This is a genomic window from Actinomadura madurae (assembly GCF_900115095.1).
GTDB classification, from domain to species: Bacteria; Actinomycetota; Actinomycetes; order Streptosporangiales; family Streptosporangiaceae; genus Spirillospora; species Spirillospora madurae.
Genome location: NZ_FOVH01000008.1, coordinates 366,118 through 390,220, shown reverse-complemented (window position 1 = coordinate 390,220; position 24,103 = coordinate 366,118). Strand labels below are relative to the sequence as shown.

The following is a 24,103-nucleotide window of genomic DNA, read 5'->3' as shown; positions in this document are numbered from 1 at the left end:
CCTATCGCGCGGCGGGGCCGCCGGCCGTACGATCGGTCCGTGACACGCGGTACCCTCACCGCCGCCGAACTGGTCGTCTGGCGGACCCTGCTGCGAGCCGAGGCGCAGATCTCCCGCCGGCTCCAGGCCGACCTGCTGGCCCGGCACGACCTGCCGCTCGGCTCCTACGAGGTGCTCATGCACCTCGGCGAGGCGCCCGGAGGGCGGCTGCGGATGAACGACCTCGCCGACCGCGTCCTGCTGTCGCGCAGCGGGCTGACCAGGCTCGTCGACCGGATGCAGCGGGACGGCCTGGTGAACAGGCGCCCCTGCCCGTACGACGCCCGCGGCATGTACGCCGCCCTCACCTCCGCCGGCCGGGACCGGCTCGCCGAGGCCACCCCCACCTACCGGCAGGGGGTCCGCGACCACGTGCTGAGCCGGCTGGACGAGCCCGACCTGCGCGCCCTCGGCGCAATCCTGGACAAGCTCGCCGACGAGGAGATCCCCGCCTAGCGGACGTGCTCCTTGGCGTCCAGGTCCTTGAGGACCTGCTGGAGCTCCGAGCGCAGGAAGTCGCGGGTGACGACCTCGCTCAGCGCGACCCGCAGCCCGGCGATCTCCCGCGTCAGGTACTCGGTGTCGGCGATGGTGCGCTCGTTGCGGGCCCGGTCCTGCTCGTACTGGACGCGGTCCCGGTCGTCCTGCCGGTTCTGGGCCAGCAGGATCAGCGGGGCCGCGTAGGACGCCTGGAGCGACAGCATCAGCGTCAAGAAGATGAACGGGTACGGGTCGAACTTCAGCGCGGACGGCGCGAGCAGGTTCCACACGATCCACACGGAGACGAACACGGTCATGTAGACGAGGAACCTGGCCGTTCCCAGGAACCGCGCGATCCGCTCCGAGAGCCGGCCGAACGACTCGGGATCGTAGTGCGGGCGCGGCAGCAGCGTCCGGCGGAGCTCCCTCGGCTGGTCCAGGCGTGCGGTCATCTGGCGTGTGGTCATCATGTCGTCCCCCGGAGAGCCTCTTCCTCGGGATCCGCGGACCCCTCGGCGCTCGCGTCCATCGCGGACTCCCGCCAGTCCTCGGGCAGCAGGTGGTCCAGCACGTCGTCGATCGTCACCGAGCCGAGCAGGTGCCCGTTCTCGTCCACGACGGCGCCCGCGACCAGGTTGTAAGTGGCCAGGAACATCGCGACGGACTCCAGCGACATGGTCGGCCGCAGCGGGTCGAGCTCGGCGTCCACGATGCCGCTGACCAGCGTCGGCGGCGGCTCCCGCAGCAGCTTCTGGAAGTGCACGGTGCCGAGGTAGCGGCCGGTCGGCGTCGCGGTCGGCGGCCGGCACACGTACACCTGCGCCGCCAGCGCCGGGTTCAGGTCGGGGTTGCGGATCAGCGCGAGCGCCTCGGCGACCGTCGCGTCCGGCGGGACGATCACCGGGTCGGTGGTCATCAGCCCGCCCGCCGAGTGGTCGGCGTAGGTGAGCAGCCGCCGCACCGGCGCCGCTTCCTGCGGCTCCATCAGCGTCAGCAGCCGCTCGCGCTGCTCGGTCGGCAGCTCCCCGAGCAGGTCGGCGGCGTCGTCGGGGCCCATCGCCTCCAGGACGTCGGCGGCCCGGTCGACCTCCAGCTTGCCGAGGATCTCGATCTGGTCGTCCTCGGGCAGCTCCTCCAGGACGTCGGCGAGCCGCTCGTCGTCCAGCGCCACGGCGACCTCGGCGCGGCGCTTCTCCGGCAGCTCGTGCACGATGTTGGCGAGGTCGGCGGGCTTCATCCGCTCGAACGCGGCGATCAGCCCGGCCGCCCCCTGGCCGTGCTCGACGGCGGAGAAGCCCTCCGCGGCGTCCCAGTCCACCACCATGCTCTCGCCGCGCTTGCGCAGGCCGCGGCCGGTGCGGCGGCGGACGGCGACCTTGGTGACGTGCCAGTCGCGGGTCCGGGTCGGTTCCATTGCCACGTCCACCACCGACACCGGCTCGCCGCCGTCGCGGAGCCGGACGGTCCGGTCCAGCATCTCCGCGATGACCAGCGTCTCGGACTCGCGCTTCTGGAACCGGCGCACGTTCAGCCGCCCGTCGAAGATGACCGCGTCCGCCTCGATCACCGTCACCCGGGTGATCGGCAGGAACACCGCGCGGCGGGAGGCGACCTCCACCACCAGCCCGAGCACCCGCGGGGGCCGCGGCGCCAGGCGCAGCGCGACCACGACATCGCGGACCCGGCCGACCTGGTCGCCGGCCGGGTCGAACACCGCGATGCCCGCGAGCCGGGCGATGAACACCCGTGTCGGAGCTCCGCTCATGGCCTGGACACTACCCATGATCTCCCGGCTGATCCGGACGGGTATGTCACATCCCGCGCCCCCGTCCCGTCCTGGTCGGCGAGGGATGAAAGGGTTGATGACCGTGAGCGACGCCTTGGAGGAGCCCTTCGAGCGGCACCGGAACCTGCTGTTCGCGGTGGCCTACCGGATGCTGGGCACGGCGGCCGACGCCGAGGACGCCGTGCAGGACGCGTGGCTGCGCTGGTCGGCCGCCGACCGGTCCGGGGTCGCCGACCCGAAGGCCTACCTCGTCCGGATCACCACCAACGTGGCGCTGGACCGGCTCCGCTCGGCGCAGGTGCGCCGCGAGACCTACGTGGGGCCGTGGCTGCCCGAGCCGATGCTGACCTCCCCGGACGTCGCCGAGGACGCCGAGCTGTCGGAGTCGGTGTCGATGGCGATGCTGGTCGTGCTGGAGACGCTGAGCCCGCTCGAACGGGCGGTGTTCGTCCTCAAGGAGGTGTTCGGGTACCCGTACGCCGAGATCGCGACGGCGCTGGACCGGTCGGAGCAGTCCGTGCGGCAGCTCGGCACCCGCGCCCGCAAGCACGTGGAGGCGCGCCGGCCCCGCTTCGAGGCGGGCGGCGCCGAGCGGCGCGAGGCCACCGAGCGTTTCCTGGACGCGGTCCTCGGCGGCGACATCAACCGGCTGATGGAGGTCCTCGCCCCCGACGTCGCGCTGTGGACGGACGGCGGCGGCAAGGTCCGCGCGGCGCTGCGCTCGATCCGCGGCGCCGCCAAGGTCGGCCGCTGGCTCACCGCGATCACGGGCCAGCGCTACGCGGGCGTGGAGCCCGAGGACATGCGGATCCGGCGCGTCGACATCAACGGCGAGCCGGCCCTGGTGGTGGACGGCCCGGACGGCCCGATCAGCACGGTCACCGTGGACCTCGACGGCACCGGCCGCATCGCCGCCATCCACATGGTGGCCAACCCGGACAAGCTCGCGTCCGTCGCCGCCGGACGCGAACTCCCGATGTGAGGCGGACTCCCGATACGAGGCGGACCCCCGATGTGAGGCCGGGCGGCTACCGGTCGACCCGGCGGCGCTTGCCGCCGTACATGCGCGGCGGCGGCCCGGCCGTGGTCGCCGGGGACGGCACCGGGCGGACGGCGGCGTAGTCGTCCGGCGCCTCCACGGTCTCGCCGGACGGGGTGAGCCGGACGATCCACGACCCGGTGGCCCACGCCTCGGCCTGGCCCCCGTGGTCGGCGGCGTTCAGGCGCGCCTTCGCCAGGATCGGCGCCACCTCGTCCCACAGCTCGGACCCGGGCTCGACCTGCTCGGCGTCGGCGACGAAGGACACCAGCCGCCCGCCCTTGTCCTTGCTGCGCAGGATCACCGTCACCTGCGCGGACTCCGGCAGCCCCGGGAGCGGCTGCTCGCCCTCCCCGCCGGTCAGGACGTAGGCCGAGCCGTCGTGCCACACGTGCCAGGCGGCGCGCGGCTGCGGCAGGCCGGGCAGTTCCAGCCACAGCAGCCCCGACTTCTTGGCCGCCTCCTCCACCAGCGCCCTGTTCAGCTGACCCATGCTCAGAAGCGTCTCACATCCGTCGATAGCATCCGGGGCCATGCGCTCTCGACGTACCACCCTCGCGGTTCCGGGCAGCAACCCCCGCTTCATCGAGAAGGCCCAGGGGCTCCCCGCCGACGAGGTCTTCCTCGACCTGGAGGACGCCGTGGCGCCGTCGGCGAAGGAGGACGCCCGCGGGACCGTCGTCGCCGCCCTGAACGAGGGGGACTGGGCGGGCCGGACCCGGGTGGTGCGCGTCAACGACCTCGACACCCCCTGGGCGTACCGGGACGTGATCGAGGTCGTGGAGGGCGCCGGCGCGAACCTGGACGCGATCATGCTGCCGAAGGTGCCGGACGCCGCCCACGTCCAGTGGCTCGACCGGCTCCTCACCCAGATCGAGCGGGCGACGGGCCTGCCCGCCGGCCGGATCGGCATCGAGGCGCAGATCGAGGACGCCCGCGGCATGGTCAACGTCGACGCGATCGCGGCGTCCTCGCCCCGGCTGGAGGCCCTCGTCCTCGGTCCCGGCGACCTGATGGCCTCGATCAACATGCGGACGCTCGTCGTCGGCGAGCAGCCGCCCGGCTACACCGAGGGCGACGCCTACCACTACATCCTCATGCGCATCCTGATGGCCGCCCGCGCCCACGGCCTCCAGGCCGTCGACGGGCCCTACTTCAACGTCCGGGACGTGGACGCGTTCACGCGGGCCGCGCGGCGCTCCGCCGCCCTCGGCTACGACGGCAAGTGGGTGCTGCACCCGTCCCAGATCGAGGCGGGCAACGCCGTCTTCTCGCCGTCGCAGGACGACTACGACCGCGCCGAGCTGATCCTGGACGCCTACGAGCACTCGCTCGGCGAGGGGCGCGGCGCCGCCCGGCTCGGCGACGAGATGATCGACGAGGCGTCCCGCAAGATGGCCCTCGTCGTCGCGGTGAAGGGCCGCGCGGCCGGGATGGCGCGCACGAAGCGCTTCGAGCCGCCCGGGAACTGAACGCCCCGTACGATTCGTCCCACGTACGCGACGGTCTTCAGAAGGGGTCTCACGTGTCACGACCAGGGGACGCCGACGGCTGGGCCCCGCTGGACCCCGAACTCGACCGCGAGGCGCAGGGGAATCCGCAGCCGGCAGGTCCCGAGCCCGCCTCCCAGCCGCCCCAGGCGGCATGGCCCCAGGCCGCACCGCAGCCGTACGGGCAGCCGTACGGGCCAGAGCAGGGCCAGGGGCATCCGGCCGGGTCGCCGTACTGGCAGGGCGCTCCCGCCCAGCCGCCGGGCGCCTACGGCACGGGCGAGTACCGCCCGGCACCGTACGCGCAGGGCCAGTACGCGACAGGTGAGTACGCGACAGGCCAATACGCCCAAGGCCAATACGCCCAAGGCCAGTACACGGAGGGCCAGTACGGGCAGGGCCAGTACGGGCAGGGCCAGTACGGGCCGGGCCAGTACGGGCCGGGGCCGTACGGCGGCGGGTACGGGATGCCGCCGGTCAAGCGGCCCTGGACGGTCGAGACGCCGGAGGGCGTTCCCTTCCACCGGATGGCGCGCACCGAGGTACACCGGTGGTGGCGCCCCCTGGTCGGCACCGTGGGCATCGCCGCGGTCGGGATGGCCCTGGCGCTCGGGCTGATGATCATCGGGATCATCGTCACCGTGGCGGTCACCGGCGACGCGCCGGAACCGTCCGGAAACGAGTCGGTCTTCGAGAACGACACCGCCGACCTGGCGTTCAACCTGGGCGCGCTGGCCATGTTCCTGCCGGTGGCGCTGGCCGCGGCCTGGGTCGTCCAGCGGCGGCGGCCCGGCACGCTGTCGTCGGTCGCGGGGCGGCTGCGGTGGCGCTGGCTGCTGGCCTGCTGCGGCCTCGCGATCCTGTTCTGCGCCGTGTCCTACGGGACGTCGATCATCGCCGCGACCGGCCTAGACGACCAGTCGGGCGGCGACGAGCACTGGGTCGGGTGGGGCCGCTTCCTCGGGCCGGCGATCGTCATCGTCCTGCTGGTGCCGTTCCAGGCGGCGGCGGAAGAGTACGCGTTCCGCGGCTGGATGCTCCAGGCCGTCGGCGCCTGCACCCTGGAGACCGCCCGCGGACGAGCCGGACGCGCCTTCAGCACCGTGTTCCGCACGCCGTGGCCGGGGATCGTCGTCGGCTCGGCGCTGTTCACGGCCGGGCACGGCTACACCGGCTGGGGCATCCTCGACATCTTCGCCTTCGGCGCGATCGCGGCATGGCTCGTGGTGCGGACGGGCGGCCTGGAGGCGGGCATCGCCCTGCACGTGTTCAACAACCTGATGGCGTTCCTCTTCCCGGCGGCGGTCGGCGAGCTGGACATCGAGCAGGGAAGCGTCCCCTGGCAGGTCGTCGTCGCGGACATCGTGCCGATGGTCCTGTTCGCGGCGGCCGTCGTGTGGCTGGCTCGGCGGATGAAGGTGCGGACCGTCACGGGCGGCCCGGACGCGGACGACCCTCCGGTGACGGCGGCCACGGAACCGGCGCACGCGTCATAGGACGCCCCAGAGCGCGAGCGCGTCGAGCAGCCCCGGGGTGATCGGAAGGTCGCGCAGGTCGTCCGCGGACGTCCAGCGCACGTCGGACGCGTCGTCTCCGGCCCGGAGCGTCCCGCCGACGACGGTCGCCATGTAGTCGTGGATGTCATAGGTGACGCCGCCCGGCCCTGGGCGCTGCACCGAGCCGGCCAGGGCGCCGACGGCGACGTCCAGGCCCGTCTCCTCCCGCAACTCGCGGACGACCGCCGCATGATCGTCCTCGCCCGGCTCGACCCGTCCGCCGGGGATGGTCCACTGGCCCACGCCCGGCGGGCGGCCACGCTGGACCAGGAGCAGCCGCCCGTCGCCGTCCCGCACGATCCCGCCCACGCAACGCACCCGCATGGCCCTATTTTCCCGCCCCTTTTCCAGCCGGGGACCGGCCCGCGCTTGACGGGCCGTGATGTCGCCGCGCAGGGTGGTTAATCATGAGGGCCGAGCCCACCTGCCCGCGCTGCGCGGGCCCTCTCAGCGCGCCGAGTCTCTGGTCCAGCGACTGGACCTGCGGCGTGCACGGCGCCGTACTGCCGAGGCAGCCGTCGCGACGTCCCGGCCCCGAGGGGCTGGCGGCCGTGCTGCGCGACGCGAGGGTCCCCGTCTGGACGCCCTGGCCCCTTCCGCCGGCCTGGCTCGTCACGGGGTTCACCACGGTCGGGGACGACCGGTCGGGAGCGCGGGCGACGGCGGTCGCCGTGTCCGGGCCGGGGCTGCTGCGCGGCCCCGCCGACATGGTGCTGATCGCCGAGGAGCCCGGGATCGGGCTCGGCGCCCACTACGCGGGGCTGGAGGGCGGCGACCCGGGCGAGGCCTTCAACGGCGGGCCGCCGCACGTGAAGCTCGACGTCAGCGGGCCCGCGGCGACCTGCGGCCACTCGGTGCCGATGTGGGCGGTCGGCGACCGGCCCGACCGCGCCGTCTTCGTCGGCGAGGCGATGGGCCACTGGCTGTGGGCGGTGCTGTGGCCCGCCGACGCCGGGGTCCTCATGCTGGAGCACCAGACGCTCCTCGACCTGCGCGAGCCGGGGATGGAGCTCGACCTCCCCTACGGCGCCCACAGCCCCCGCGTCGACGAGTGACCGGGCCTGGTGGGATGGGTCCCATGCGGATCGATCTGCACAGCCACAGCGACGCCTCCGACGGCACGCGCCCGCCCGCCGAGGTCGTCCGGCGGGCGCGGGAGAAGGGCCTGGACGTTCTCGCGCTCACCGACCACGACACCGTCTCCGGCTGGGACGAGGCGACGCGCGCCCTGCCCGGCGGCCTGACGCTCGTCCCGGGCATCGAGCTGTCCTGCAACCAGGACGGCCGCAGCCTGCACCTTCTCGGCTACCTGTTCGACCCGGACGAGCCGGAGCTGGCCGCCGAGCTGACGCGGATCCGCGACGACCGGGTGATCAGGGCGCGGGGCATGGTGGACCGCCTCCGCGGCCTGGGCGTGGACGTCACCTGGGCCATGGTCCGCGCGCTCGCCAAGGGCGAGGCGGTCGGGCGCCCGCACATCGCCCGGGCCATGGTCGAGGCGGGGGCGATCGAGACCGAGGACCGGGCGTTCACGTCCCGGTGGATCGCGCAGGACGGCCGCGCCTACGTCGAGCGGTACGCGCTCGACCCGGAACGGGCCGTCGGGCTCGTCCGGGCCGCCGGGGGCGTGTGCGTCCTCGCGCATCCGCGGGCGCGGCGCGGCCACGTCGTCCCGGACGAGGTGATCGGGAAACTGGCCGCCGCGGGGCTCGCGGGCGTCGAGGCCGACCACCCCGAGCACGCCCCCGGGGACCGCGCCCGGCTGCGCGACCTGGCCGCCGGCCTGGGCCTCGCCGTGACCGGGTCCAGCGACGACCACGGCGCCCCGACCGGCGACCGGCTCGGCGCCGAGACCACCGCGCCGGACGCCTTCGAGGCGCTGCTCGCCGCCGCCACCGGCGGTGATCTCCGAGTGCCCGATGGGGGCGCCGAATCGCGGTAGGGTGCCAAGCGTGGACGCGCGCATCGAACAGGTGGTGACGTCGGGGACGCTGACCCTCGACGACACCGAGTACGACGTCGAGAACAACACCTACATCGTCGGCGACGACGACGAGGTCATCGTGATCGACCCGGCGTACGACGCCGAGGCCATCCTCAAGGAGGTCGGCGACCGCGAGGTCATGGCCGTGCTCCTGACCGACGGCAACGAGCACCGTCTCAACGTCGTCCTGGAGGTCGCCGCCGCCGGCGAGGAGGACGAGGAGAACTGGGCGCCGATCGCGCTGCACCGCGCCGACCGGCTGCTGTGGCGCGACTACTTCGGCCGCCTCGCCAAAGAGGAGGAGGACGAGGACGACGCCAAGGCGCTGCGCTCCCTCGAACCCGACATCTGGCTGGAGGACGGCGGCGTCTTCGAGATCGCCGACGCCCAGCTGGAGATCGTGCACACCCCGGGCCACACCCCCGGCAGCGTGTGCGTGATCAGCGAGCAGCTCGGCCTGCTGTTCTCCGGCGACACCCTCCACCGCGGCCGGCCCGGCTCGATCGGCCAGGTCTACGAGGACCTGCGCAAGCAGCTCAACTCGATCGGCGCTCTGCTGACCCCGCTGCCCAAGGACCTGCGGATCCTGCCCGCCCAGGGCGAGGAGACCACGGTCGGCGACGAGGACGCCCGCTGGGAGACCTGGGGCAGCCTCGCTCAGGACGACTAAAAGGTGGAGCAGCTGGGGTTCGAGGGGATGCCCCGGCGGCTGTACACGTGCACGCCGTCGCGGTTGAACACGTGGCTCGACTGCCCGCGCCGGTACCGGATGACCTATCTGGACCGTCCGATGCCGCCGAAGGGACCGCCGTGGGCGCACAACAGCGTCGGCGCCAGCGTGCACAACGCGCTGGCCGGCTGGTGGCGGTTGCCCGTCCATGAACGGACGCCCGAGGCCGCCGGGTCGCTGCTGGTCCGGGGCTGGCTGACGGACGGTTTCCGGGACGAGGCGCAGTCCGCCGAGTGGCGCGAGCGCGCCCGCGAGATGACCGAGCGGTACGCGGCCGGCCTCGACCCCCACGACGAGCCGCTCGGCGTCGAACGCACCGTCGCGACCCGCACCGACCGGATCGCGGTGTCCGGGCGCATCGACCGGCTGGACGCGCGCGGCTCCGAACTCGTCGTCGTCGACTACAAGACGGGACGGCACATCCTCACCAGCGACGACGCCCGCGGGTCGCTGGCGCTGGCGATCTACGCGGTGGCGGCGTCCCGCGTCCTGCGCCGCCCGTGCCACCGCGTCGAGCTGCACCATCTGCCGTCCGGCGAGGTGGCGGTGTGGGAGCACACCGACGAGTCGCTGGCCCGGCACATGCGCCGCGCGGAGCAGATCGCCGAGGAGGCCGCCACGGCGGACGAGGCGTACAAGGCTCTTCCGGGGGGTGTGGGGGGTCGTCCCCCCGCAGGGGACGCGGGGAATGCCCGGGTGCCGAGGCCGCGCGAGGGGGAGGTCGAGCACGGCCCGTACGACGAGCTGTTCCCGCCCCGTCCGGGCAACCTGTGCTCGTGGTGCGACTTCGCCCGCCACTGCCCGGAGGGCCGGGAGGCCGCCCCGCGCAAGGACCCGTGGGCGGCGCTTCCCGTGGACGTCTCCTAGGCCGGTTCGAGGGCGCGCCCCCCGGGCCAGCGGCGCGGGTCGCGCAGCCCGTACAGCCCCTTGCCGAGGTCGTAGCCTTCGGCCGCGAGCCGGCGCCGGGTCCGTTCGAGCATGTCGCGGGTGTTCTTGGCGAAGGCGTAGTCGTGCAGACGTTCCGGCACCGAGTTCATCGCGAGGCGGAACGACTTCAGCGCCGCGGTCACGGCGGGCCGCGGGATCTCGGGCAGCGCCCCGTACATCTCGCGCGCCCAGTCGGGCAGCGTGTAGTAGCAGAGCGCCCCGAACGGAAAGTAGCCCGGCTTGCCCGGCGCGAGGAACTTGAGGTTCTCCGGGATGGCGGGCCACATCAGGAACCGGACGGTCTCCGCCGCCTCCTCGGTGACCCTCAGCCGCGGGCGCATCTCGGCGAAGAACGCCTCCATCTCGGCGACGCTGCCGGGGACGTCCTCGGCGTGCAGCCCGACGAGCGTCGCCGACGCGCGCTGCTCGTCCAGATACCGGTCGGCCATGGCGTCGGTCAGCGGGAGCCCGGCGCGGCGCGCCACCTCCAGGTAGGAGTACACCTCGGCGCAGTGCACCCACAGGAGCAGCTCGGGCTGGTCGAGCCTCTCCCGCTTGCCGGTGTCGTGGTTGAGGATCCGCAGGCTTCGGTGGATCTCCCGGACCCGGAAGGCGGCCTTCTCGACCTCCTCGGGGCTGCCGAACGTGCCGAGGCCGACGAAGTCGGAGGTGCGCTGGAGGCGGCCGAACGGGTCCTCGCGGAAGTTGGAGTTCTGCCAGACCCCCCACATCGCCATGGGGTGCAGTGCCTGCAGCATGAGGCTGCGCACCCCGCCGACCCACATGGACCGGTCGAGGTGCACGCGCCACGTGACGCTCTCGGGTGGCTGGACGGTCGCGGGCATGCACACACCTCCGTGAGACAAACTGAGGTAAGTGTGTCATTACCCCGCGCCGTCCGCGACACCGCCCCCTCTCTGTGTCGCGGTAGATGCATAAAGGATTCATATAAAACTGCTATGCTTCAGACATGAGTCGCCGAGACGCCGCGCACGGCGCTTCCGATGCCATCGGGGCAGCCCTCTATGGTCTGGCCACCAGGGCGGTGAGACGGCTTCCCCGCGACATGAGCCTGACGTCCGCCGCCACCTTGGCCACCCTGGACAAGACCGGCCCGCGGCGGATCACCGACCTGGCGGTGGCCGAGGGCGTCACGCAGCCCGCGATGACCGTCCTGGTCCGGGTGATGGAGGAATCCGGGCTGGTCGAGCGGAAGGGCGATCCGTCCGACAAGCGGGTCACGCTGGTGTGCCTGACCGAGGCCGGCGCGTCGTACGTCCGGACGCGACGCCAGGCGGGCGTCGACGCGTACGCGCGGTTGATCGACGAACTCACCGATGACGAGGTCGAGGCCTTGGCAGCAGCCCTTCCGGCGCTGCTGCATCTGGCGGAGCTCGAAAGCCACGCCCGAGAGGAGCCGGACCGGTGACCGCGGCCCAGGGGCACGACCAGCCCATGAGCAGTTCCGAGGCACGTCTGCTGGTCCCCGCCCTGATGTTCATCGCCCTGGTCGTGGCGGCGGTCGCCAGCCTCGGGACGCCGCTCATCACCAGCGTGGCGACCACGTTCCACGTCTCCCTCGACAGCGCGCAGTGGACGCTGACCATCGCCCTGCTCAGCGGTGCCGTCGCCACACCCGTCCTCGGCCGGCTCGGAGCCGGTCCGCACCGGCGGGCCACGATTCTCGCCACGCTGGCGATCGCCGTCGTCGGCAGCGCGCTCACCGTGCTGCCGCTGCCGTTCGCCTGGCTGCTCGCGGGCAGAGCGGCCCAAGGCGTCGGACTCGGTCTCACGGCGCTGATGATGGGCGTGGCCCGAGACCATCTTCCCGAGGAGCGCGGCGCGGCCGCGATCGCCCTGATCTCGGTGGTCTCCATCATCGGAGCCGGCGTCGGCTACCCGCTGGCCGCGCTGCTCGCCGAGTTCGGCGGGCTGCGGGCCGCCTACGGCCTCGGCCTGCTCGTCACCGCCCTCGCCTTCGTGACCGCGTGGCGCTCCATGCCCGCAGCTCCCGAGGGCCGCTCCGCTCACGTGAACGTGGCCGGCGCGCTCGTCCTGGCGGGTGGACTGCTCCTCGTCCTGTTCCTGGCCGGCGAGACGAGCCTGTGGAGCCGACACCTCGCCGTGGCGGTGACCCTTGCCGTCGCCGCCGTGCTTCTGCTGTGCGTCTGGACCGCCTCCGAGCTGCGCAGCACGACGCCTCTGGTCGGCGTCCGGGCGGTACGGCACCCGGCGGTCGCCGGGGCGAACATCGCCATGTTCGTCGGCGGGAGCGGCATGTACCTCCTGCTCACGCTCATCACCCGCTACGCGCAGACGCCGCACAGCGCCGGCTACGGCTTCGGGCTGACCACCTTCGTGGCGGGGCTGGTCCTCATCCCGTTCTCCGTGCTGGGGTTCGTCGCCGGCAAGCTCACGCCCCGGGTCCGTGAACGGATCGACGGCCCCCTGCTCCTGGCCGGCAGCGCCGCCATCGTCGGCGGCGGGTTCGTCCTGTTCGCGGCGGCCCGGTCCAACCTGGCCGAACTGCTCGTGGCCATGGGCGTGCTGGGCTTCGGCGTCGGCGGCTTCTCGGCCGCCATGCCCGGCGTCATCCTGGCCGTCACACCCAAGAGCGAGACGTCGAGCGCCATGAGCTTCAACTATGTCGTCCGCAGCGTCGGGTACTCCCTGGGCAGCGCCATCGGCGGTCTGGCCCTGGCCGCCGGCACCGACACCGGCCGCCTCTTCCCGGACGACGGCGCCTACACCACCGCGGCGCTGATCGGCGTCGCCGCGATGGCGATCACGACGATGACCAGCCTCGTCCTCGCCCGCCGACGCTCACCCGAGACCGATCCGATGGCAGCCCCAGCCGGTTGATCGAAGCCGTCCGGCTTCGACGCCGTCTCCGATCGCAGACCCTGAGAGGCTTGCCGCCTACAACAAGCTGGCCGGCCGGGCCGTCAGGGCCGCGGGCGGCCGGCCCGTCGTGACGGTGTCCTGACGGGCCGTGGGGAGCGTGACGAGATCCGTCCCGTGGAACCTGACGCACGCCGGTTCACCTGCGTCAGGTTCCGCGGGACGTGACATTCTCTCAGTGCATTCCGGCCATGACCGTGCGGAGGTGGGCGGCGAACGTGTCCGGGTCGTCGGCGAAGCCGACGTGACCGCCGGGGAAGAGGACCGGCTCCAGGTCGAGGGCGTCGGCGAGGACCCGGGAGGCGCGGTCGCAGAGCTGCCCGGCGGAGTCCCGGCCGATGCCGACCACGATCCTGTCCCCGGCCGCGCGGAGCGCCGCGAGGTCGGGCTCCCAGCCGGACGTCTTCCGCAGCTCGTGGGTGAACCAGCGGCGCTCGTCGGCGACCACCCGCGGATCGCGGTCGCCGCCGAACATCTCCTCGAGGGCGCACTGCGGCATCACGATGCCGGCCGCGGCCATGAACTTGCCCCAGGCGCCGATGACGTCGTCGGCGAGGTAGGTGTCGATCATGTCCTCGGTCGCGGCGTGGAGCTCGTCCCGGTCGTCCAGCAGCCGCTGCAGCGGGGGCTCATGGGCGATGGCGGCGCGGATCTGCCCGGGGTGGGCCTGCGCGAGCGCGAGCACGGTGCACGCGCCGCCGCTCGACCCGAGGACGATGGCCGGACCGGCGTCCAGCTCGTCGATCAGCCGGGACAGGTCGCCGGCGCGCAGTTCCGGCGTCGACTCCCGCCCCGGGTCGTCGAGCGGGCTGCGGTTGATGCCGCGCGGGTCGGTGGTGAGGACGGTGTGGCCGGCCGCGAGCAGGTCGGCGAGCGGTGCGAACGCGGCGGCGTCCATGGGGGCGCCGACGAGCGCCACGAGCGGCCCGTGCCCGCGGACCTCGTAGTGCAGGCGCCCGTCGGGCACCCGGAGGCTTCGGACGATGGGCTGGGACGAAACAGACGTCATGGGACCTCCCGGTCTGGTCGGGTGCTGCTGACTACGACCTCCGGGACGCCCGGAACTCATCGCCGCGGGCCTCCTGTTTCGCCTCGCCGAACAGGAGGCCCGGACGCTTCGGGGAGCCGGGCGCCGTACCCGGCGCCCGGCTCCCGACGGATTACCTGGTCACAGCGGTTCGTCCCGCACGACCTCCAGGTTCATGAAGCGCGGCCCGCCGGTGCACAGCGCCCGCATCTCCCCGGAGAGCCGCTGCGTCTCGGGCAGGTCGCTGTTGCGCATCGCCTCCTCGTAGGAGGGGAACTCGACGATGTCCACGAAGTGGGCCGGGTTGTCGCGATCCCGGGTGTGCATCTCGTGCGTCGCCGTGCGCTTGCCCTCGGTCGCGGCGGCCCACTGGTCGAACAGCGGGTCCATCTCGTCCTGGCGGTCGGTCTCGTACTCGATGATCTGAACGAAGGTCATGTGTCTCACCCCTGGGCCATCGCCTGCTCGTCCTTGAGGTGGGCGCGGATCTCGTCCCGCAGCTCCGGCGTGTCCGCGTGCCCGTGCACCGAGACCGCGTGCTCGGCGGCGGCGCGGACGACCTCGTCCTCCTCGCCGCTGATCGTGAGCGTGCAGCCCGACTCGCTCGGCATGTCCCTGCAGTCGGCCGTCTTGCGCATGGTTCCCCCCTCGCCGGCCCGGACCCGGCCCCGCGAGAGGTGCACGGCGGCGCCGGACGTCCAGCCCTGTTCCCGTCGCACCGCCACACCGATGGCAACTCCGCTATCAATCGTGACATATGCCCACGTCAGAGTGAAGGTGCCGGAGGTCCGCTAGGGGAGGCGGCCGGTGCCGCCGTCGGGGGCGGCGTGGACGAGGCCCGTCTGGTAGGCGATGACGACGAGCTGCGCTCGGTCGCGGGCCTCCAGCTTCGTCATGGCGCGCTGGACGTGGGCGCGGACGGTGAACGGGCTGAGGAACATCCGCTCGGCGATCTCCTGGTTGGACAGGCCGGTGGCGACGAGGGCCACCATCTCGCGTTCGCGCGGGGTGAGCACGGCGAGCCGTTCGGGGTCGTGCGGGACGCCGTCCGGCGTGGCCAGGAAACGGGCGACGAGGGAGCGGGTCGCGGCGGGGGACAGGAGGGTGTCGCCGTCGGCGATCGTGCGCACGGCGTCCGCCAGGTCCTCGGCCCCGATGCCCTTGCCGATGAACCCGCCGGCGCCCGCGCGCAGCGCCTGGGCGACGTACTCGTCGGTCTCGTACGTGGTGAGGATCAGGACGCGGCTGGCCCGCAGCTCCGGGTCCGCGCAGATCCGTGCCGTCGCGGTGATGCCGTCCATCTCCGGCATGCGGATGTCCATGACCACCACGTCCGGGCGCAGCTCCCGGGTGAGCCGCACCGCCTCCCGGCCGTCGGCGGCCTCGCCGACCACGGTGATGTCGTCGGCACTGTCGAGCAGCAACCGGAAGGCGCCGCGCAGCAGGGCCTGATCGTCGGCGAGCAGGACCCGGCGCGTCACGGCGCCTCCCCGGCCTCTCCGCCGTCCGTTCGTCCGTCGGTCCTTCGCGCCGTGTTCTTGGCGGGCGGGAGGGGCAGCTGTGCGGAGACGAGGAAGCCGCCCTCCGGGCGCCTGCCCGCGGACAGCTGCCCACCGACCGCCGTGGCACGTTCACGCATCCCGATCAGACCGTAACCGGGCGAACGGTCCGACACCGCGGTCACCGCCGGCGCCGCATGGGCGCCGCCTCCGTCGTCGGCGACGGTGATGGTCACGCGATCGCGGTTCCAGGCGAGGTGCACCTGGGCGCTGCCGGTACCGGCGTGTTTGGTCACGTTGGTCAGGGCCTCCTGGACGATGCGGTAGGCGGTGAGGTCCACCCCCGGAGGCAGCGGCCTCGCCGTGCCCTCATGGTGCACCGCCACCTCCAGACCCGCGCGGCGGAAGGATTCGAGGAGCGTGGGAAGCCGGGACAGTCCGGGCGCCGGTTCGTCGGGCCCGGCCGCGTCCCCGGACTGGCGCAGCAGCCCGACCGTGGCGCGCAGTTCGTCGAGCGCGTGGCCGGTCGTCTCGACGAGCTCGTCCAGGCTCTCGCGGGTCTGCTCCGGGCGGACGTCGAAGAAGTGCGCGGCGACCGTGGCCTGCGCGTTGGCCAGGGTGATCTGATGGGCGACGAGGTCGTGCAGTTCCCGGGCGATGCGCACCCGTTCCTCGGCCACCCTCCGGCGCGCCTCGCTGTCCCGGCTCTGCTCGGCTCGCAGCGCCCGCTCCTCCACGGCCGCCAGGTAGGCCCGCCGGTTCTGCGTCGAGTGGCCGAGGATTCCGGCCACCAGCGGGAACGCCGCCACCAGCGCCGCCCTGCTCACGTCCTGCCACGAGAGGTTCCCGAACGCGGACACGAGGTTGGCGGCGACCAGCAGCGCCGCGGAGGAGAGCAGCACCGCGCTCGCCGGGCGCCGTTCGGTGCGCACGGCGAGCGTGTAAGCGGTGATCACGGCGGGGGCCACGATGAGCGGGCTCAGCAGGAGGCCCAGGGACGGCACCAGCATGCCGATCGCGGTCGTGGCCGCCATGACGGCCAGCGGCGCCCTGTGCCGCGCCGGCAGCACGGCACAGGACAGCGCGGCGACGAGGTAGGCGGCGGCGGGTGGCGGCGACACCGACTCGTCGTCGACCTGCAGGATGCCGCCGAGCAGGCAGAGCGCGAACGCCGTCGCCGTGATCGCTCCCTCCCGCACCCACGTGACGCGTGGTCGCGGGTCACCGCCACCCGTGTTCGTCATGGCCGGCTCAGCGCCTGCCGACGGGGGACGGCGGCCCCACCACGTCCGGCCGGGTCGCGGAGGCCGGGGCATGCCGGCTCAGCGCCTCACCTTCGATGTCCACATTCGGCAGCACACGGTTCAGGGTACGGGGCAGCCACCAGGCCCGGCGGCCGAGCAGGGCCAGGACCGCGGGCGCGATCGCCATCCGGACCACGAAGGCGTCGAAGGCGACGGCGGAGGCCAGGCCGACGCCCATCGTCTGGATGGTCGGGTTGTTCATCCCGATGAACCCGGCGAACACGCTGGTCATGATGATCGCCGCCGCGGCCACCACGCGTCCGCTGTGCCGGAAACCGCTGACGATCGCCTCCCCGGGGGACGCGCCGTGGACGTGGGCCTCCCGCATCCGGCTGACGAGGAAGACCTCGTAGTCCATGGCGAGGCCGAACACGATCCCGATGATCAGGATCGGCATCAGCGACATGACCGGCCCGGTCTGCTCGATGCCGATCAGCTCCGCCGCCCAGCCCCACTGGAAGACGGCGACGACGACGCCGAAGGCGGCCCCGACCGACAGCAGGAAGCCGAGCGCGGCCTTCACCGGCACCAGGATCGAGCGGAAGACCACCGTCAGCAGCAGCACCGCCAGGCCGATGACCACGATCAGATAGGGGATCAGGGCATCGGACATCGCCTCGGAGATGTCGATGTTCAACGCCGTAGTACCGGTCACCAGGACCACGGCGCCCGTGTCGGCCTCCACGTCGGAGGCCGCACCGCGGATCGCCTGAACCAGGTCCTTGGTCTCGGCGCTGTTCGGCGCCGTCTGCGGAACCGCGGTGAGGACGGCCGTGTCCTTCTTCTCGCTCAGGACTGGATCACCGACCGACTCGACCCCGTCCACGTCCCGCAGGGTCTGGGCGACCAGGTCGGTGGCGGCGCGCGGGTTCGCGGCGTCCGCCATGTCGACGACCACGGTGAGCGGGCCGTTGAATCCGGGACCGAAGCCTTCCGACAGCAGGTCGTAGGCACGGCGCTGGGTGGTCTCCACCGACTTGGACTCGTCCCCGGGCAGGCCGAGTTCGAGGCTCAGCGCGGGCACGGCGACGGCGCCGAGACCGAGCCCGGCGGCCAGCAGCACGGTCAGCGGCCGGCGCAGCACGAACCGCGCCCACCGGGTGCCGAGCCCGGCCCGGACCGGCCGCGGGGCGGACGTGCGGGCGGCGCGGGGCAGGATCCGCCGGCGGAAGAAGCCGAACAGCGCGGGGACCAGGGTCAGCGCGACGAGGACGGCGAGAGCCACGGCCCCCGCACCGCCCACGCCCATCTTGGTGAGTTCGGGGATCCCGACGACCCCCAGCCCGACCAGGGCGATGAAGACGGTCGCGCCGGCGAACACCACGGCGGACCCGGCCGTGCCCACCGCCCGGCCGGCGGCCTCCTCCGCCTCCGTGCCCTGCGCGAGCTCGTCGCGGAACCGGGAGGTGATGAAGAGCGCGTAGTCGATGCCGACCGCCAGCCCCAGCATCAGCACCAGGATCGCGACGGTGGACGTCAGTCCCAGCGGAGCGGCCAGCGCGGACACCACGCCGAACGCGATGGCCACGCCCCAGAAGGCGGTCAGCAGCGACAGCCCGGCCGCGACCAGCGACCCGAGGGCGAGGATCAGCACCACCGCCGCGACCACCACGCCGATGATCTCCGTCGTCCCGCCCGGCGCCTCCTCCGAGTCCAGGGCCGAACCGCCGATCTCCACGGTCAGCCCCGCGTCCCGGGCCTTCTCGGCGGCGTCCTCCAATGCGCTCTTCGTCGACTCCGCCAGGTCGACGCCGTCCACGGTGTAGGTGATCGTGGAGTAGGCGATGGTGCCGTCCTCGCTGACCGCACCGGTCTTGTAGGGGTCGGTGGTCGCCGCGACCTGATCGCCCCCGTCCAGCGCGCCGAGCGTGCTCCCGACGATCGCCTTGTTCTCCCCGGCCGTCACCCGCTGCCCGTCCGGGGCCTGGAACACGAGCCGGGCCTCGGCACCCTGGGCGTTGCTCTGCGGGAACCGCTCGTCCAGCAGGTCGAACGCCTGCTGCGATTCGGTGCCGGGCATGGAGAGGTCCTCTTCCTCCGCGGCCGGCGCCGTGGCGGCGGCGACCACCGCCAGCAGCAGGGCGCCCAGCCACAGAGCCCCCACGAGCCTGCGCCGCCGGAACGCCCACCGCCCGACCCGGTAAAGATATTTCGCCACCTGTCGATCACTCCAGACACCACGAGGGAAAAGCGCGGATCTCGCGCGCCACCAACACTCCCTCCCGCCCCCGCACCGCGGCATCGTCCCCAGCCCCCGTCTTCCCCTGGTGCACCCGAACCAGAGAAACCCGCCCCCTAGTCCCCACGCACCAGCCCACCCCCCACGACCTGCGGCTCAGCCGTGCGCAAACCCAGCCCCACACATACTTCGTCCGCGGCAGGCGAAAGGCGGACGGGAGGTGGAGTGCCCGGAGTCACAACTGCTTCGTCCACACTGGGCACCGCTCACGGCACCGGCGCAGTCCTGCCCGGCAATCGAAAGGGCTGACCACGCGTGGGCGTCGACCACCCCGGCAATGGCGACGACGGGGTCGAGAAGCCGTCGGTCAAAGACTCGGCGTGGCATCCTCCTCCCGATCGCCCAGGTTCACCTGGCCAGCCATCCCGCATCGAAAGCTGGGGCGGGGTCATGGGCACGGTCGACAAGCGCGACGATGAGCGGCCTCCGCCTGGCGATGCTGGCCCGGTCCTTGAGGGTTCGAGCAGCTCGACGGCGGTCGGCTGCGGGTGTGGTTCGAGGTTCCGTGCACCGGTCGCCCCGCGGCCGGTTTCCGTTCCGGGCCGGCACCGCCCAGACCCGATTCAACGGGTGGATAGGGGATCGATAACGCCTTTTCGTAGCTTCGCAGTTCACCCCCGGACGCTCCGGGGGCGCGCATCGGAAAGGGAGCGCATGAGCTTCAAGACCAAGACCGCGATGACCAGCGTAGGAGTGGCGGGCGTTCTGGCCTTGCCGACGGCCGCATTCGCTATCACGCCAGCGCAGGCCGCGGGTGCCAAGGCGGCCCCGGCCGCAGGTGCCGGGGCTTCGGCGGCGCCTGGGGCGGCTGCTCGGCCGCCGGTCGGCTGGAACTGCAAGGCGGACAAGGACACCGACGACGGCGATCCCGGCGGCTCGTCGGGCTGGACCCGCAGACGGTGGAAGTTCAGCGACAGCAACTTCGCCGAGGCGAGGTTCGCGGCCAAGGGCGAGAAGTTCGGTGTCTACAACGGGACCAAGACGTCGGTCGGCGGCACCCTGTACGTCAAGTACGGGAGCAAGTGGAAGAAAAAGAAGACCCTCAAGCTGACCAAGGACGACGCGTACAAGTTCCGGAACCTGTCGATCAAGGACGGGCGGAAGGTGTACATGAAGGTGTGGGTGCATAAGCGGGGCAGCTGCAAGAGCCATACCTTCACCGCCTGAGCGGGCGACGGGGTGAGGGCACCGGTACGGGACGGTGCCCCGGCCCCCGCCATGGACGCACAACCGGCCATCCCGGTCTGGGGCTTTAGGGCGCGGTCTGGCGGGGGGCCGGTTTCACGGTTCTGCGGAGGAGGCAGAACTCGTTGCCTTCGGGGTCGGCCAGGACGTGCCAGGGCTCCTCGCCGGTTTGGCCCACGTCGGCCGTGCGGGCGCCGAGGGCGAAGAGGCGCTGGAGTTCCTCGTCCTGGTCGCGGTCGACCGCGTTGACGTCGAAGTGCAGGGGGAGCTTGGCCTGCCTGGGGTCGGTGCTGGGGCTGAGGACGATGGTGAGCCCGGGATCGGCCGGGTCGTTGCCGGCGGGGCCGATCTCGATGCCGCCGTCCTCGTCCGTTTCCAGGACGACGTAGTCGAGTACCTGACACCAGAAGTCCGCCAGGGTTTCGGGGTCCCGGCAGTCAAGGATCAACTCGGTGATGCGGCATGCCATTGCGGCACTCTACTGCCGGGAGTCCGGATCGGGCCTCTCGTTAACGCGCTGAGAGCGGTAGGCGGGCCGGCGGGGGGAGCGGGGCCGGGGCGGGGTTCGCGCGGAACGACTGGAGCATGAGGGCCGCCAGGCGGCGGGATGCCGCCACCCTTGCCTCGGGGGTGTCGGCGCGGATGCCCTCGTTCGCCATCAGGGTGAGGACGATGTCCTCCAGGACGAAGTCCTGCCGGAGGGCGCCCGATCGTTTGGCGCGCCGGACGAGTTCGAGTATCGCGCTCAGCGCGCGGTCGCGTTCGGCCGTGAAGTAGTCGACCGTTCTCGGGAACCGTGAGGTGAAGGCGCGGGAGAAGCCCCGGTCGAGGGCGTGCATCTCCATGAGCCTGTCGATGACCAGGCAGAAGCCGTGCCAGGGGTCGGGCGCCGCCAGGCCCTCCTCGACGACCGCCGAGCACAGGGCCATCTGCTCGGCGAAAGCCGCGGTGAACAGGGCTTCCTTGGTCGGGAAGTGCCGGTAGACGGTCGCGGGGCCCACGTCCGCGCGCCGGGCGATCTCGCGGATCGGCACGTCGAGGCCCTCGGTGGCGAAGGCCATGCGGGCGACCGCGAGGATGCGGGCGCGGTTGTCTCGGGCGTCCGAGCGCAGCTCACTCACTTGGGCCGTCACCGCTCTCACTTTAGTCAAACGGACGGGGTGTTCCGTTACGGTCCGGCGGCATGAGAGCCGTTCAGTTTTCCGAGTACGGGCCGCCCGGCGTCATGCGGGTGGCCGAGGTCGAGGCCCCGCATGCGGGGGCGGGGGAGGTCCGCATCGCCGTCAGGGCGTCCGGGGTCGCGCCGGGTGAGGTCCAGATCCGCTCCGGGCGGATGCGCGATGCCGTGCCCACGGCGTTCCCGTGCCGGACGGGGTTCGACGCCGCGGGCGTGGTGGACGAGGTCGGCGACGGTGTGACCGGCGTCGCGATCGGTGACGAGGTGTTCGGCGTGACCGCGACGACCGCGCGGGGCGCCAACGCCGACCACGCGGTCCTGGTCTTCTGGGCGCCGAAGCCGGACGTGTGGAGCTGGGAGGAGGCGGGCGGTGCCGCGGGCTCGGTCGAGACGTCCACCCGCGTCCTCGACCGGCTCCGGGTCGGTGCCGGGCACACCGTGCTGGTGCAGGGCGCGGCCGGTGCCGTGGGGACGGTCGCCGTGCAGATGGCGGTCGCCCGCGGCGCCACCGTGATCGGGACGGCGAGCGAGCGCAACCACGACTTCCTGCGGTCTCTGGGTGCCGAGCCCACGACGTACGGGTCGGGCCTGGTCGAACGGGTCCGCGCGATGGCCCCGGGGGTGGACGCGGTGTTCGACTGCGCCGGAGGGGCGCTGCCCGACCTGATCGCGATCGCCGGGGACCCGGCGCGGGTGGTGACGATCGCGCCCGACTTCTCCGCGGCGTCCCTCGGCGTGCACATGTCGCACGGAGCACCGGCCGAGGAGACCGGCGACGCGATCGGGGCCGCGGCCGACCCGCAGGCGCTGCACGGTCTCGGTATCGCGGTCGAGCTGGCCGGGAAGGGCCGGCTGCGGATTCCGGTCGCGGCGGCCTTCCCGCTGGAGGAGGTCGTGGCCGCGCACGAACTGAGCGAGACCCGCCACGCCCGCGGCAGGATCGTGCTGGTGAACTGACCGTCAGGAGAGGGCTTCCAGGGGCAGGTCGCTGCCGAGCCAGGTGGCCGCCAGTTCCTGCACCGGCACGTCGAGCGCCTCGCCGAGGCGGACGATCGTGCCGAACCCGGGGGAGGGCAGCCGGCCGGTCTCGATCTTGCGCAGGGTCTCCGGCGAGATGCCGGCCGCGCCCGCGACCTCCGCCAGGTCGCGGTCCGCCCGCGCGTGGCGCAGCAGGGCGCCGAGGCGCCTGCCGGCCTCGATCTGCTCGGGCGTGAGCGGTTGGCGGACCATGGCCCCAGGGTAGGGCTGGTATTTCTATACCGTCAAGCACTAGGGTGACGGTATAGAAATACCAGCACTCGTACGTGAGGTACTCGTGATCGAACTGAAGACGCCCGCGGAGATCCAGCGGATGCACGTCGCCGGGCGTTTCGTCGCCGAGGTGCTCTCCGAGGTCTGCGGGCTCGCCGCGGTGGGCGTCAACCTGCTGGACCTGGAGCATCACGCGCGCGCCATGATCAAGCGTCGCGGTGCCGAGTCGTGCTACTGGGACTACGCGCCGTCCTTCGGCAACGGCCCGTTCCGCAACGTCATCTGCCTGTCGGTCAACGACGCCGTCCTGCACGGCCTGCCCCACGACTACGTGCTGCGGGACGGGGACGTCCTCAGCGCGGACCTCGCGCTCGGCATCGACGGCTGGGTGGCCGACTCGGCGTGCACGGTCGTCGTCGGGAACGCCGCCGAGGAGGACCTGCGGCTCATCCGCGCCACCGAGGAGGCGCTGGAGGCGGCGATCGAGAAGGCGCGCCCGGGGAACCGCCTGGGCGACATCTCGGCGGCGATCGAGGGGGTGGCCCGCGGCCACGGCTACCCGGTCAACGACGAGTTCGGCGGCCACGGTCTCGGCCGCACCATGCACGAGGGGCCGCACGTGTCGAACAAGGGCCGGGCGGGGCGCGGCCTCACGCTCCGGCCGGGCCTGACCCTCGCCCTCGAACCCTGGCTCGCCCGGACGACCGACCGGATCGTCTACGACCCCGACGGCTGGACCATCCGGTCGGCCGACGGCTCGCGCACGGCCCACTCCGAGCACACGGTGGCGATCACCGAGGACGGCCCCCTGGTGCTCACCCGGCGCGAGTCGGAGAGGGCGCGGCTGTCCGCGAAGGACGCCTGACGCCGAGGGTCATCCGCCCGCGGTCACGGCCTTGAGCTCGTCCAGGGACTCCCGGATGTGGTGGGGCAGGTCGCCCCGGCCGGGGTCGGCGAGCCAGCGTTCGAAGGCGACCTTGAAGACGGCGAGGCCGGCCTCGGCGGTCAGGGCCGCGGCCGGGTCCGGGACGCCGCGGCGGCGCAGGGCCGCGGCCAGCACCGAGGCCAGGGCGGCCAGTTTGATCAGCTCGCGCTCGCGCAGTTCCGCGTTCGCGTCGATGACGGCCTGGCGCCGCCGGGAGTGGGCGTGGCGTCCCTCGAAGAAGGCGCCGATGCTCTCCAGGGCGCGGGCCGTCGCGTCGATCGGCGCCGCGGAGGCGGGTGCCTCGGCCACCGCCGTAGCGATCATGTCCTCCAGCAGCGCCGAGCCCCCGAACAGGACCTCGCGCTTGTCGGCGAAGTGCCGGAAGAACGTGCGCTCGGTGAGCCCGGCGCGGCCGGCGATCTCCGCCACCGTCGTCTTCTCGAATCCGCGCTCGCCGTAGAGGTCGAGTGCCGCCTCTTCGAGCCGGCCGCGCGCGTTCGGCTCCCATCGCCCCATGCCCGGTCATCCTAGTCGATGACAGTCACTGACATCGGTCGTGCTATG

Annotated in this window: 28 protein-coding genes; 13 read left to right on the top strand and 15 right to left on the bottom strand. The window is 72.7% G+C overall.

The window, feature by feature from the left end; genetic code table 11:
* Nucleotides 1-39 precede the first annotated feature (39 nt).
* Entirely contained in the window at nt 40-495 is a 456-nt protein-coding gene (locus tag BM339_RS23910) for a MarR family winged helix-turn-helix transcriptional regulator (protein WP_024936184.1), read from the top strand.
* Here the strand turns inward: BM339_RS23910 and BM339_RS23905 are convergent.
* Both BM339_RS23905 and BM339_RS23900 read right to left on the bottom strand, forming a co-directional pair.
* A complete protein-coding gene (locus tag BM339_RS23905; RefSeq protein WP_033333379.1) occupies nt 492-971 on the bottom strand; it encodes a DUF1003 domain-containing protein in 480 nt (159 codons plus the stop codon). The two genes, BM339_RS23910 and BM339_RS23905, sit on opposite strands and share 4 nt — an antisense overlap.
* 14 nt (nt 972-985) lie before the next feature.
* On the bottom strand, nt 986-2,284 hold the full coding sequence (locus BM339_RS23900; protein WP_024936183.1) for a magnesium transporter MgtE N-terminal domain-containing protein: 1,299 nt from the start codon (nt 2,282-2,284) through the stop codon (nt 986-988).
* Between the two features lie 97 nt (nt 2,285-2,381).
* On the opposite strand from BM339_RS23900, the gene BM339_RS23895 reads away from it, so the two are divergent.
* Nucleotides 2,382-3,287, top strand: coding sequence for an RNA polymerase sigma-70 factor (locus BM339_RS23895; RefSeq protein WP_177287762.1), 906 nt, complete (start codon nt 2,382-2,384; stop codon nt 3,285-3,287).
* A 46-nt stretch (nt 3,288-3,333) separates the two neighbouring features.
* On the opposite strand, the gene BM339_RS23890 is transcribed toward BM339_RS23895, so the two are convergent.
* Nucleotides 3,334-3,837, bottom strand: coding sequence for a hypothetical protein (locus BM339_RS23890; protein WP_083597848.1), 504 nt, complete (start codon nt 3,835-3,837; stop codon nt 3,334-3,336).
* A 40-nt stretch (nt 3,838-3,877) separates the two neighbouring features.
* Here BM339_RS23890 and BM339_RS23885 point away from each other — a divergent pair, with 40 nt between their 5' ends.
* Nucleotides 3,878-4,816, top strand: a complete 939-nt coding sequence (locus tag BM339_RS23885; RefSeq protein ID WP_021594533.1) for an HpcH/HpaI aldolase/citrate lyase family protein — start codon at nt 3,878-3,880, stop codon at nt 4,814-4,816.
* Nucleotides 4,817-4,869: 53 nt separating this feature from the next.
* On the top strand, nt 4,870-6,330 hold the full coding sequence (locus BM339_RS23880) for a CPBP family intramembrane glutamic endopeptidase (RefSeq protein ID WP_143118569.1): 1,461 nt from the start codon (nt 4,870-4,872) through the stop codon (nt 6,328-6,330).
* Here the strand turns inward: BM339_RS23880 and BM339_RS23875 are convergent.
* Nucleotides 6,325-6,714, bottom strand: a complete 390-nt coding sequence (locus BM339_RS23875; protein ID WP_024936179.1) for an NUDIX hydrolase — start codon at nt 6,712-6,714, stop codon at nt 6,325-6,327. The two genes, BM339_RS23880 and BM339_RS23875, sit on opposite strands and share 6 nt — an antisense overlap.
* Before the next feature lie 83 nt (nt 6,715-6,797).
* Here BM339_RS23875 and BM339_RS23870 point away from each other — a divergent pair, with 83 nt between their 5' ends.
* From BM339_RS23870 to BM339_RS23855, 4 genes are read left to right on the top strand one after another with little or no spacing between them, the layout of a single operon-like run.
* Complete coding sequence (locus tag BM339_RS23870) at nt 6,798-7,445, top strand: DUF6758 family protein (protein ID WP_075022242.1); 648 nt, start codon at nt 6,798-6,800, stop codon at nt 7,443-7,445.
* A 23-nt stretch (nt 7,446-7,468) separates the two neighbouring features.
* The gene (locus tag BM339_RS23865) at nt 7,469-8,332 is read left to right on the top strand and encodes a PHP domain-containing protein (protein ID WP_075022241.1); all 864 of its coding nucleotides are present in this window, start codon (nt 7,469-7,471) and stop codon (nt 8,330-8,332) included.
* Between the two features lie 10 nt (nt 8,333-8,342).
* Nucleotides 8,343-9,044 carry an MBL fold metallo-hydrolase gene (locus tag BM339_RS23860; RefSeq protein WP_021594528.1) on the top strand — a complete coding sequence of 234 codons (702 nt, stop codon included), beginning with the start codon at nt 8,343-8,345 and terminating at the stop codon, nt 9,042-9,044.
* Between the two features lie 3 nt (nt 9,045-9,047).
* Nucleotides 9,048-9,971, top strand: coding sequence for a RecB family exonuclease (locus BM339_RS23855; RefSeq protein WP_075022240.1), 924 nt, complete (start codon nt 9,048-9,050; stop codon nt 9,969-9,971).
* Here the strand turns inward: BM339_RS23855 and BM339_RS23850 are convergent.
* Nucleotides 9,968-10,876 carry an oxygenase MpaB family protein gene (locus BM339_RS23850; protein ID WP_021594526.1) on the bottom strand — a complete coding sequence of 303 codons (909 nt, stop codon included), beginning with the start codon at nt 10,874-10,876 and terminating at the stop codon, nt 9,968-9,970. The genes BM339_RS23855 and BM339_RS23850 overlap by 4 nt on opposite strands.
* A gap of 125 nt (nt 10,877-11,001) precedes the next feature.
* Here BM339_RS23850 and BM339_RS23845 point away from each other — a divergent pair, with 125 nt between their 5' ends.
* Together BM339_RS23845 and BM339_RS23840 are read left to right on the top strand one after the other, a co-directional pair.
* Nucleotides 11,002-11,460, top strand: coding sequence for a MarR family winged helix-turn-helix transcriptional regulator (locus tag BM339_RS23845; RefSeq protein WP_235206529.1), 459 nt, complete (start codon nt 11,002-11,004; stop codon nt 11,458-11,460).
* A complete protein-coding gene (locus BM339_RS23840; RefSeq protein ID WP_021594524.1) occupies nt 11,457-12,893 on the top strand; it encodes an MFS transporter in 1,437 nt (478 codons plus the stop codon). Before BM339_RS23845 ends, BM339_RS23840 begins: the two co-directional genes overlap by 4 nt.
* Nucleotides 12,894-13,107: 214 nt before the next feature.
* Here the strand turns inward: BM339_RS23840 and BM339_RS23835 are convergent, their stop codons facing one another.
* The 6 genes from BM339_RS23835 to BM339_RS23810 form a co-directional block, all read right to left on the bottom strand.
* Nucleotides 13,108-13,941, bottom strand: a complete 834-nt coding sequence (locus BM339_RS23835) for an alpha/beta fold hydrolase (protein ID WP_075022239.1) — start codon at nt 13,939-13,941, stop codon at nt 13,108-13,110.
* 159 nt (nt 13,942-14,100) lie between these two features.
* Nucleotides 14,101-14,397 carry a hypothetical protein gene (locus BM339_RS23830; RefSeq protein ID WP_075022238.1) on the bottom strand — a complete coding sequence of 99 codons (297 nt, stop codon included), beginning with the start codon at nt 14,395-14,397 and terminating at the stop codon, nt 14,101-14,103.
* A gap of 5 nt (nt 14,398-14,402) precedes the next feature.
* Nucleotides 14,403-14,678 (bottom strand): DUF1059 domain-containing protein, encoded by a 276-nt coding sequence (locus tag BM339_RS23825; protein WP_235206528.1) that lies wholly within the window; start codon nt 14,676-14,678, stop codon nt 14,403-14,405.
* A gap of 72 nt (nt 14,679-14,750) precedes the next feature.
* The gene (locus tag BM339_RS23820) at nt 14,751-15,440 is read right to left on the bottom strand and encodes a response regulator transcription factor (protein WP_075022237.1); all 690 of its coding nucleotides are present in this window, start codon (nt 15,438-15,440) and stop codon (nt 14,751-14,753) included.
* On the bottom strand, nt 15,437-16,702 hold the full coding sequence (locus tag BM339_RS52340) for a sensor histidine kinase (RefSeq protein ID WP_075022236.1): 1,266 nt from the start codon (nt 16,700-16,702) through the stop codon (nt 15,437-15,439). The genes BM339_RS23820 and BM339_RS52340 overlap by 4 nt, the downstream gene beginning before the upstream one ends.
* A gap of 7 nt (nt 16,703-16,709) precedes the next feature.
* On the bottom strand, nt 16,710-18,920 hold the full coding sequence (locus BM339_RS23810) for an MMPL family transporter (RefSeq protein WP_075022235.1): 2,211 nt from the start codon (nt 18,918-18,920) through the stop codon (nt 16,710-16,712).
* Between the two features lie 735 nt (nt 18,921-19,655).
* Here BM339_RS23810 and BM339_RS23805 point away from each other — a divergent pair.
* Nucleotides 19,656-20,168, top strand: a complete 513-nt coding sequence (locus BM339_RS23805) for a hypothetical protein (RefSeq protein ID WP_075022234.1) — start codon at nt 19,656-19,658, stop codon at nt 20,166-20,168.
* Between the two features lie 85 nt (nt 20,169-20,253).
* On the opposite strand, the gene BM339_RS23800 is transcribed toward BM339_RS23805, so the two are convergent.
* Nucleotides 20,254-20,655: a VOC family protein gene (locus BM339_RS23800; RefSeq protein ID WP_075022233.1), complete on the bottom strand. Its 402-nt coding sequence runs from the start codon at nt 20,653-20,655 to the stop codon at nt 20,254-20,256.
* A 40-nt stretch (nt 20,656-20,695) separates the two neighbouring features.
* A complete protein-coding gene (locus BM339_RS23795; protein ID WP_024936173.1) occupies nt 20,696-21,319 on the bottom strand; it encodes a TetR/AcrR family transcriptional regulator in 624 nt (207 codons plus the stop codon).
* A 50-nt stretch (nt 21,320-21,369) separates the two neighbouring features.
* Between BM339_RS23795 and BM339_RS23790 the strand changes: the two genes are divergently transcribed.
* On the top strand, nt 21,370-22,320 hold the full coding sequence (locus BM339_RS23790; protein WP_024936172.1) for an NADP-dependent oxidoreductase: 951 nt from the start codon (nt 21,370-21,372) through the stop codon (nt 22,318-22,320).
* A 3-nt stretch (nt 22,321-22,323) separates the two neighbouring features.
* Here the strand turns inward: BM339_RS23790 and BM339_RS23785 are convergent, their stop codons facing one another.
* A complete protein-coding gene (locus BM339_RS23785; protein WP_021594513.1) occupies nt 22,324-22,593 on the bottom strand; it encodes a helix-turn-helix domain-containing protein in 270 nt (89 codons plus the stop codon).
* 85 nt (nt 22,594-22,678) lie between these two features.
* Between BM339_RS23785 and map the strand changes: the two genes are divergently transcribed.
* Nucleotides 22,679-23,479, top strand: a complete 801-nt coding sequence (gene map, locus BM339_RS23780) for a type I methionyl aminopeptidase (protein ID WP_021594512.1) — start codon at nt 22,679-22,681, stop codon at nt 23,477-23,479.
* A gap of 9 nt (nt 23,480-23,488) precedes the next feature.
* Here map and BM339_RS23775 read toward each other — a convergent pair whose 3' ends face one another.
* Complete coding sequence (locus BM339_RS23775; protein ID WP_021594511.1) at nt 23,489-24,055, bottom strand: TetR family transcriptional regulator; 567 nt, start codon at nt 24,053-24,055, stop codon at nt 23,489-23,491.
* Nucleotides 24,056-24,103 lie beyond the last annotated feature (48 nt).

Excerpts from the sequence above, each read along its gene's own strand:
- BM339_RS23905 (WP_033333379.1), bottom strand. The coding sequence starts at position 971 with ATGACCGCACGCCTGGACCAGCCGAGGGAGCTCCGCCGGACGCTGCTG.
- BM339_RS23900 (WP_024936183.1), bottom strand. The coding sequence starts at position 2,284 with ATGAGCGGAGCTCCGACACGGGTGTTCATCGCCCGGCTCGCGGGCATC.
- BM339_RS23895 (WP_177287762.1), top strand. The coding sequence starts at position 2,382 with ATGACCGTGAGCGACGCCTTGGAGGAGCCCTTCGAGCGGCACCGGAAC.
- BM339_RS23890 (WP_083597848.1), bottom strand. The coding sequence starts at position 3,837 with ATGGGTCAGCTGAACAGGGCGCTGGTGGAGGAGGCGGCCAAGAAGTCG.
- BM339_RS23885 (WP_021594533.1), top strand. The coding sequence starts at position 3,878 with ATGCGCTCTCGACGTACCACCCTCGCGGTTCCGGGCAGCAACCCCCGC.
- BM339_RS23875 (WP_024936179.1), bottom strand. The coding sequence starts at position 6,714 with ATGCGGGTGCGTTGCGTGGGCGGGATCGTGCGGGACGGCGACGGGCGG.
- BM339_RS23870 (WP_075022242.1), top strand. The coding sequence starts at position 6,798 with ATGAGGGCCGAGCCCACCTGCCCGCGCTGCGCGGGCCCTCTCAGCGCG.
- BM339_RS23865 (WP_075022241.1), top strand. The coding sequence starts at position 7,469 with ATGCGGATCGATCTGCACAGCCACAGCGACGCCTCCGACGGCACGCGC.
- BM339_RS23850 (WP_021594526.1), bottom strand. The coding sequence starts at position 10,876 with ATGCCCGCGACCGTCCAGCCACCCGAGAGCGTCACGTGGCGCGTGCAC.
- BM339_RS23845 (WP_235206529.1), top strand. The coding sequence starts at position 11,002 with ATGAGTCGCCGAGACGCCGCGCACGGCGCTTCCGATGCCATCGGGGCA.
- BM339_RS23835 (WP_075022239.1), bottom strand. The coding sequence starts at position 13,941 with ATGACGTCTGTTTCGTCCCAGCCCATCGTCCGAAGCCTCCGGGTGCCC.
- BM339_RS23830 (WP_075022238.1), bottom strand. The coding sequence starts at position 14,397 with ATGACCTTCGTTCAGATCATCGAGTACGAGACCGACCGCCAGGACGAG.
- BM339_RS52340 (WP_075022236.1), bottom strand. The coding sequence starts at position 16,702 with ATGACGAACACGGGTGGCGGTGACCCGCGACCACGCGTCACGTGGGTG.
- BM339_RS23805 (WP_075022234.1), top strand. The coding sequence starts at position 19,656 with ATGAGCTTCAAGACCAAGACCGCGATGACCAGCGTAGGAGTGGCGGGC.
- BM339_RS23800 (WP_075022233.1), bottom strand. The coding sequence starts at position 20,655 with ATGGCATGCCGCATCACCGAGTTGATCCTTGACTGCCGGGACCCCGAA.
- BM339_RS23790 (WP_024936172.1), top strand. The coding sequence starts at position 21,370 with ATGAGAGCCGTTCAGTTTTCCGAGTACGGGCCGCCCGGCGTCATGCGG.
- BM339_RS23785 (WP_021594513.1), bottom strand. The coding sequence starts at position 22,593 with ATGGTCCGCCAACCGCTCACGCCCGAGCAGATCGAGGCCGGCAGGCGC.
- BM339_RS23775 (WP_021594511.1), bottom strand. The coding sequence starts at position 24,055 with ATGGGGCGATGGGAGCCGAACGCGCGCGGCCGGCTCGAAGAGGCGGCA.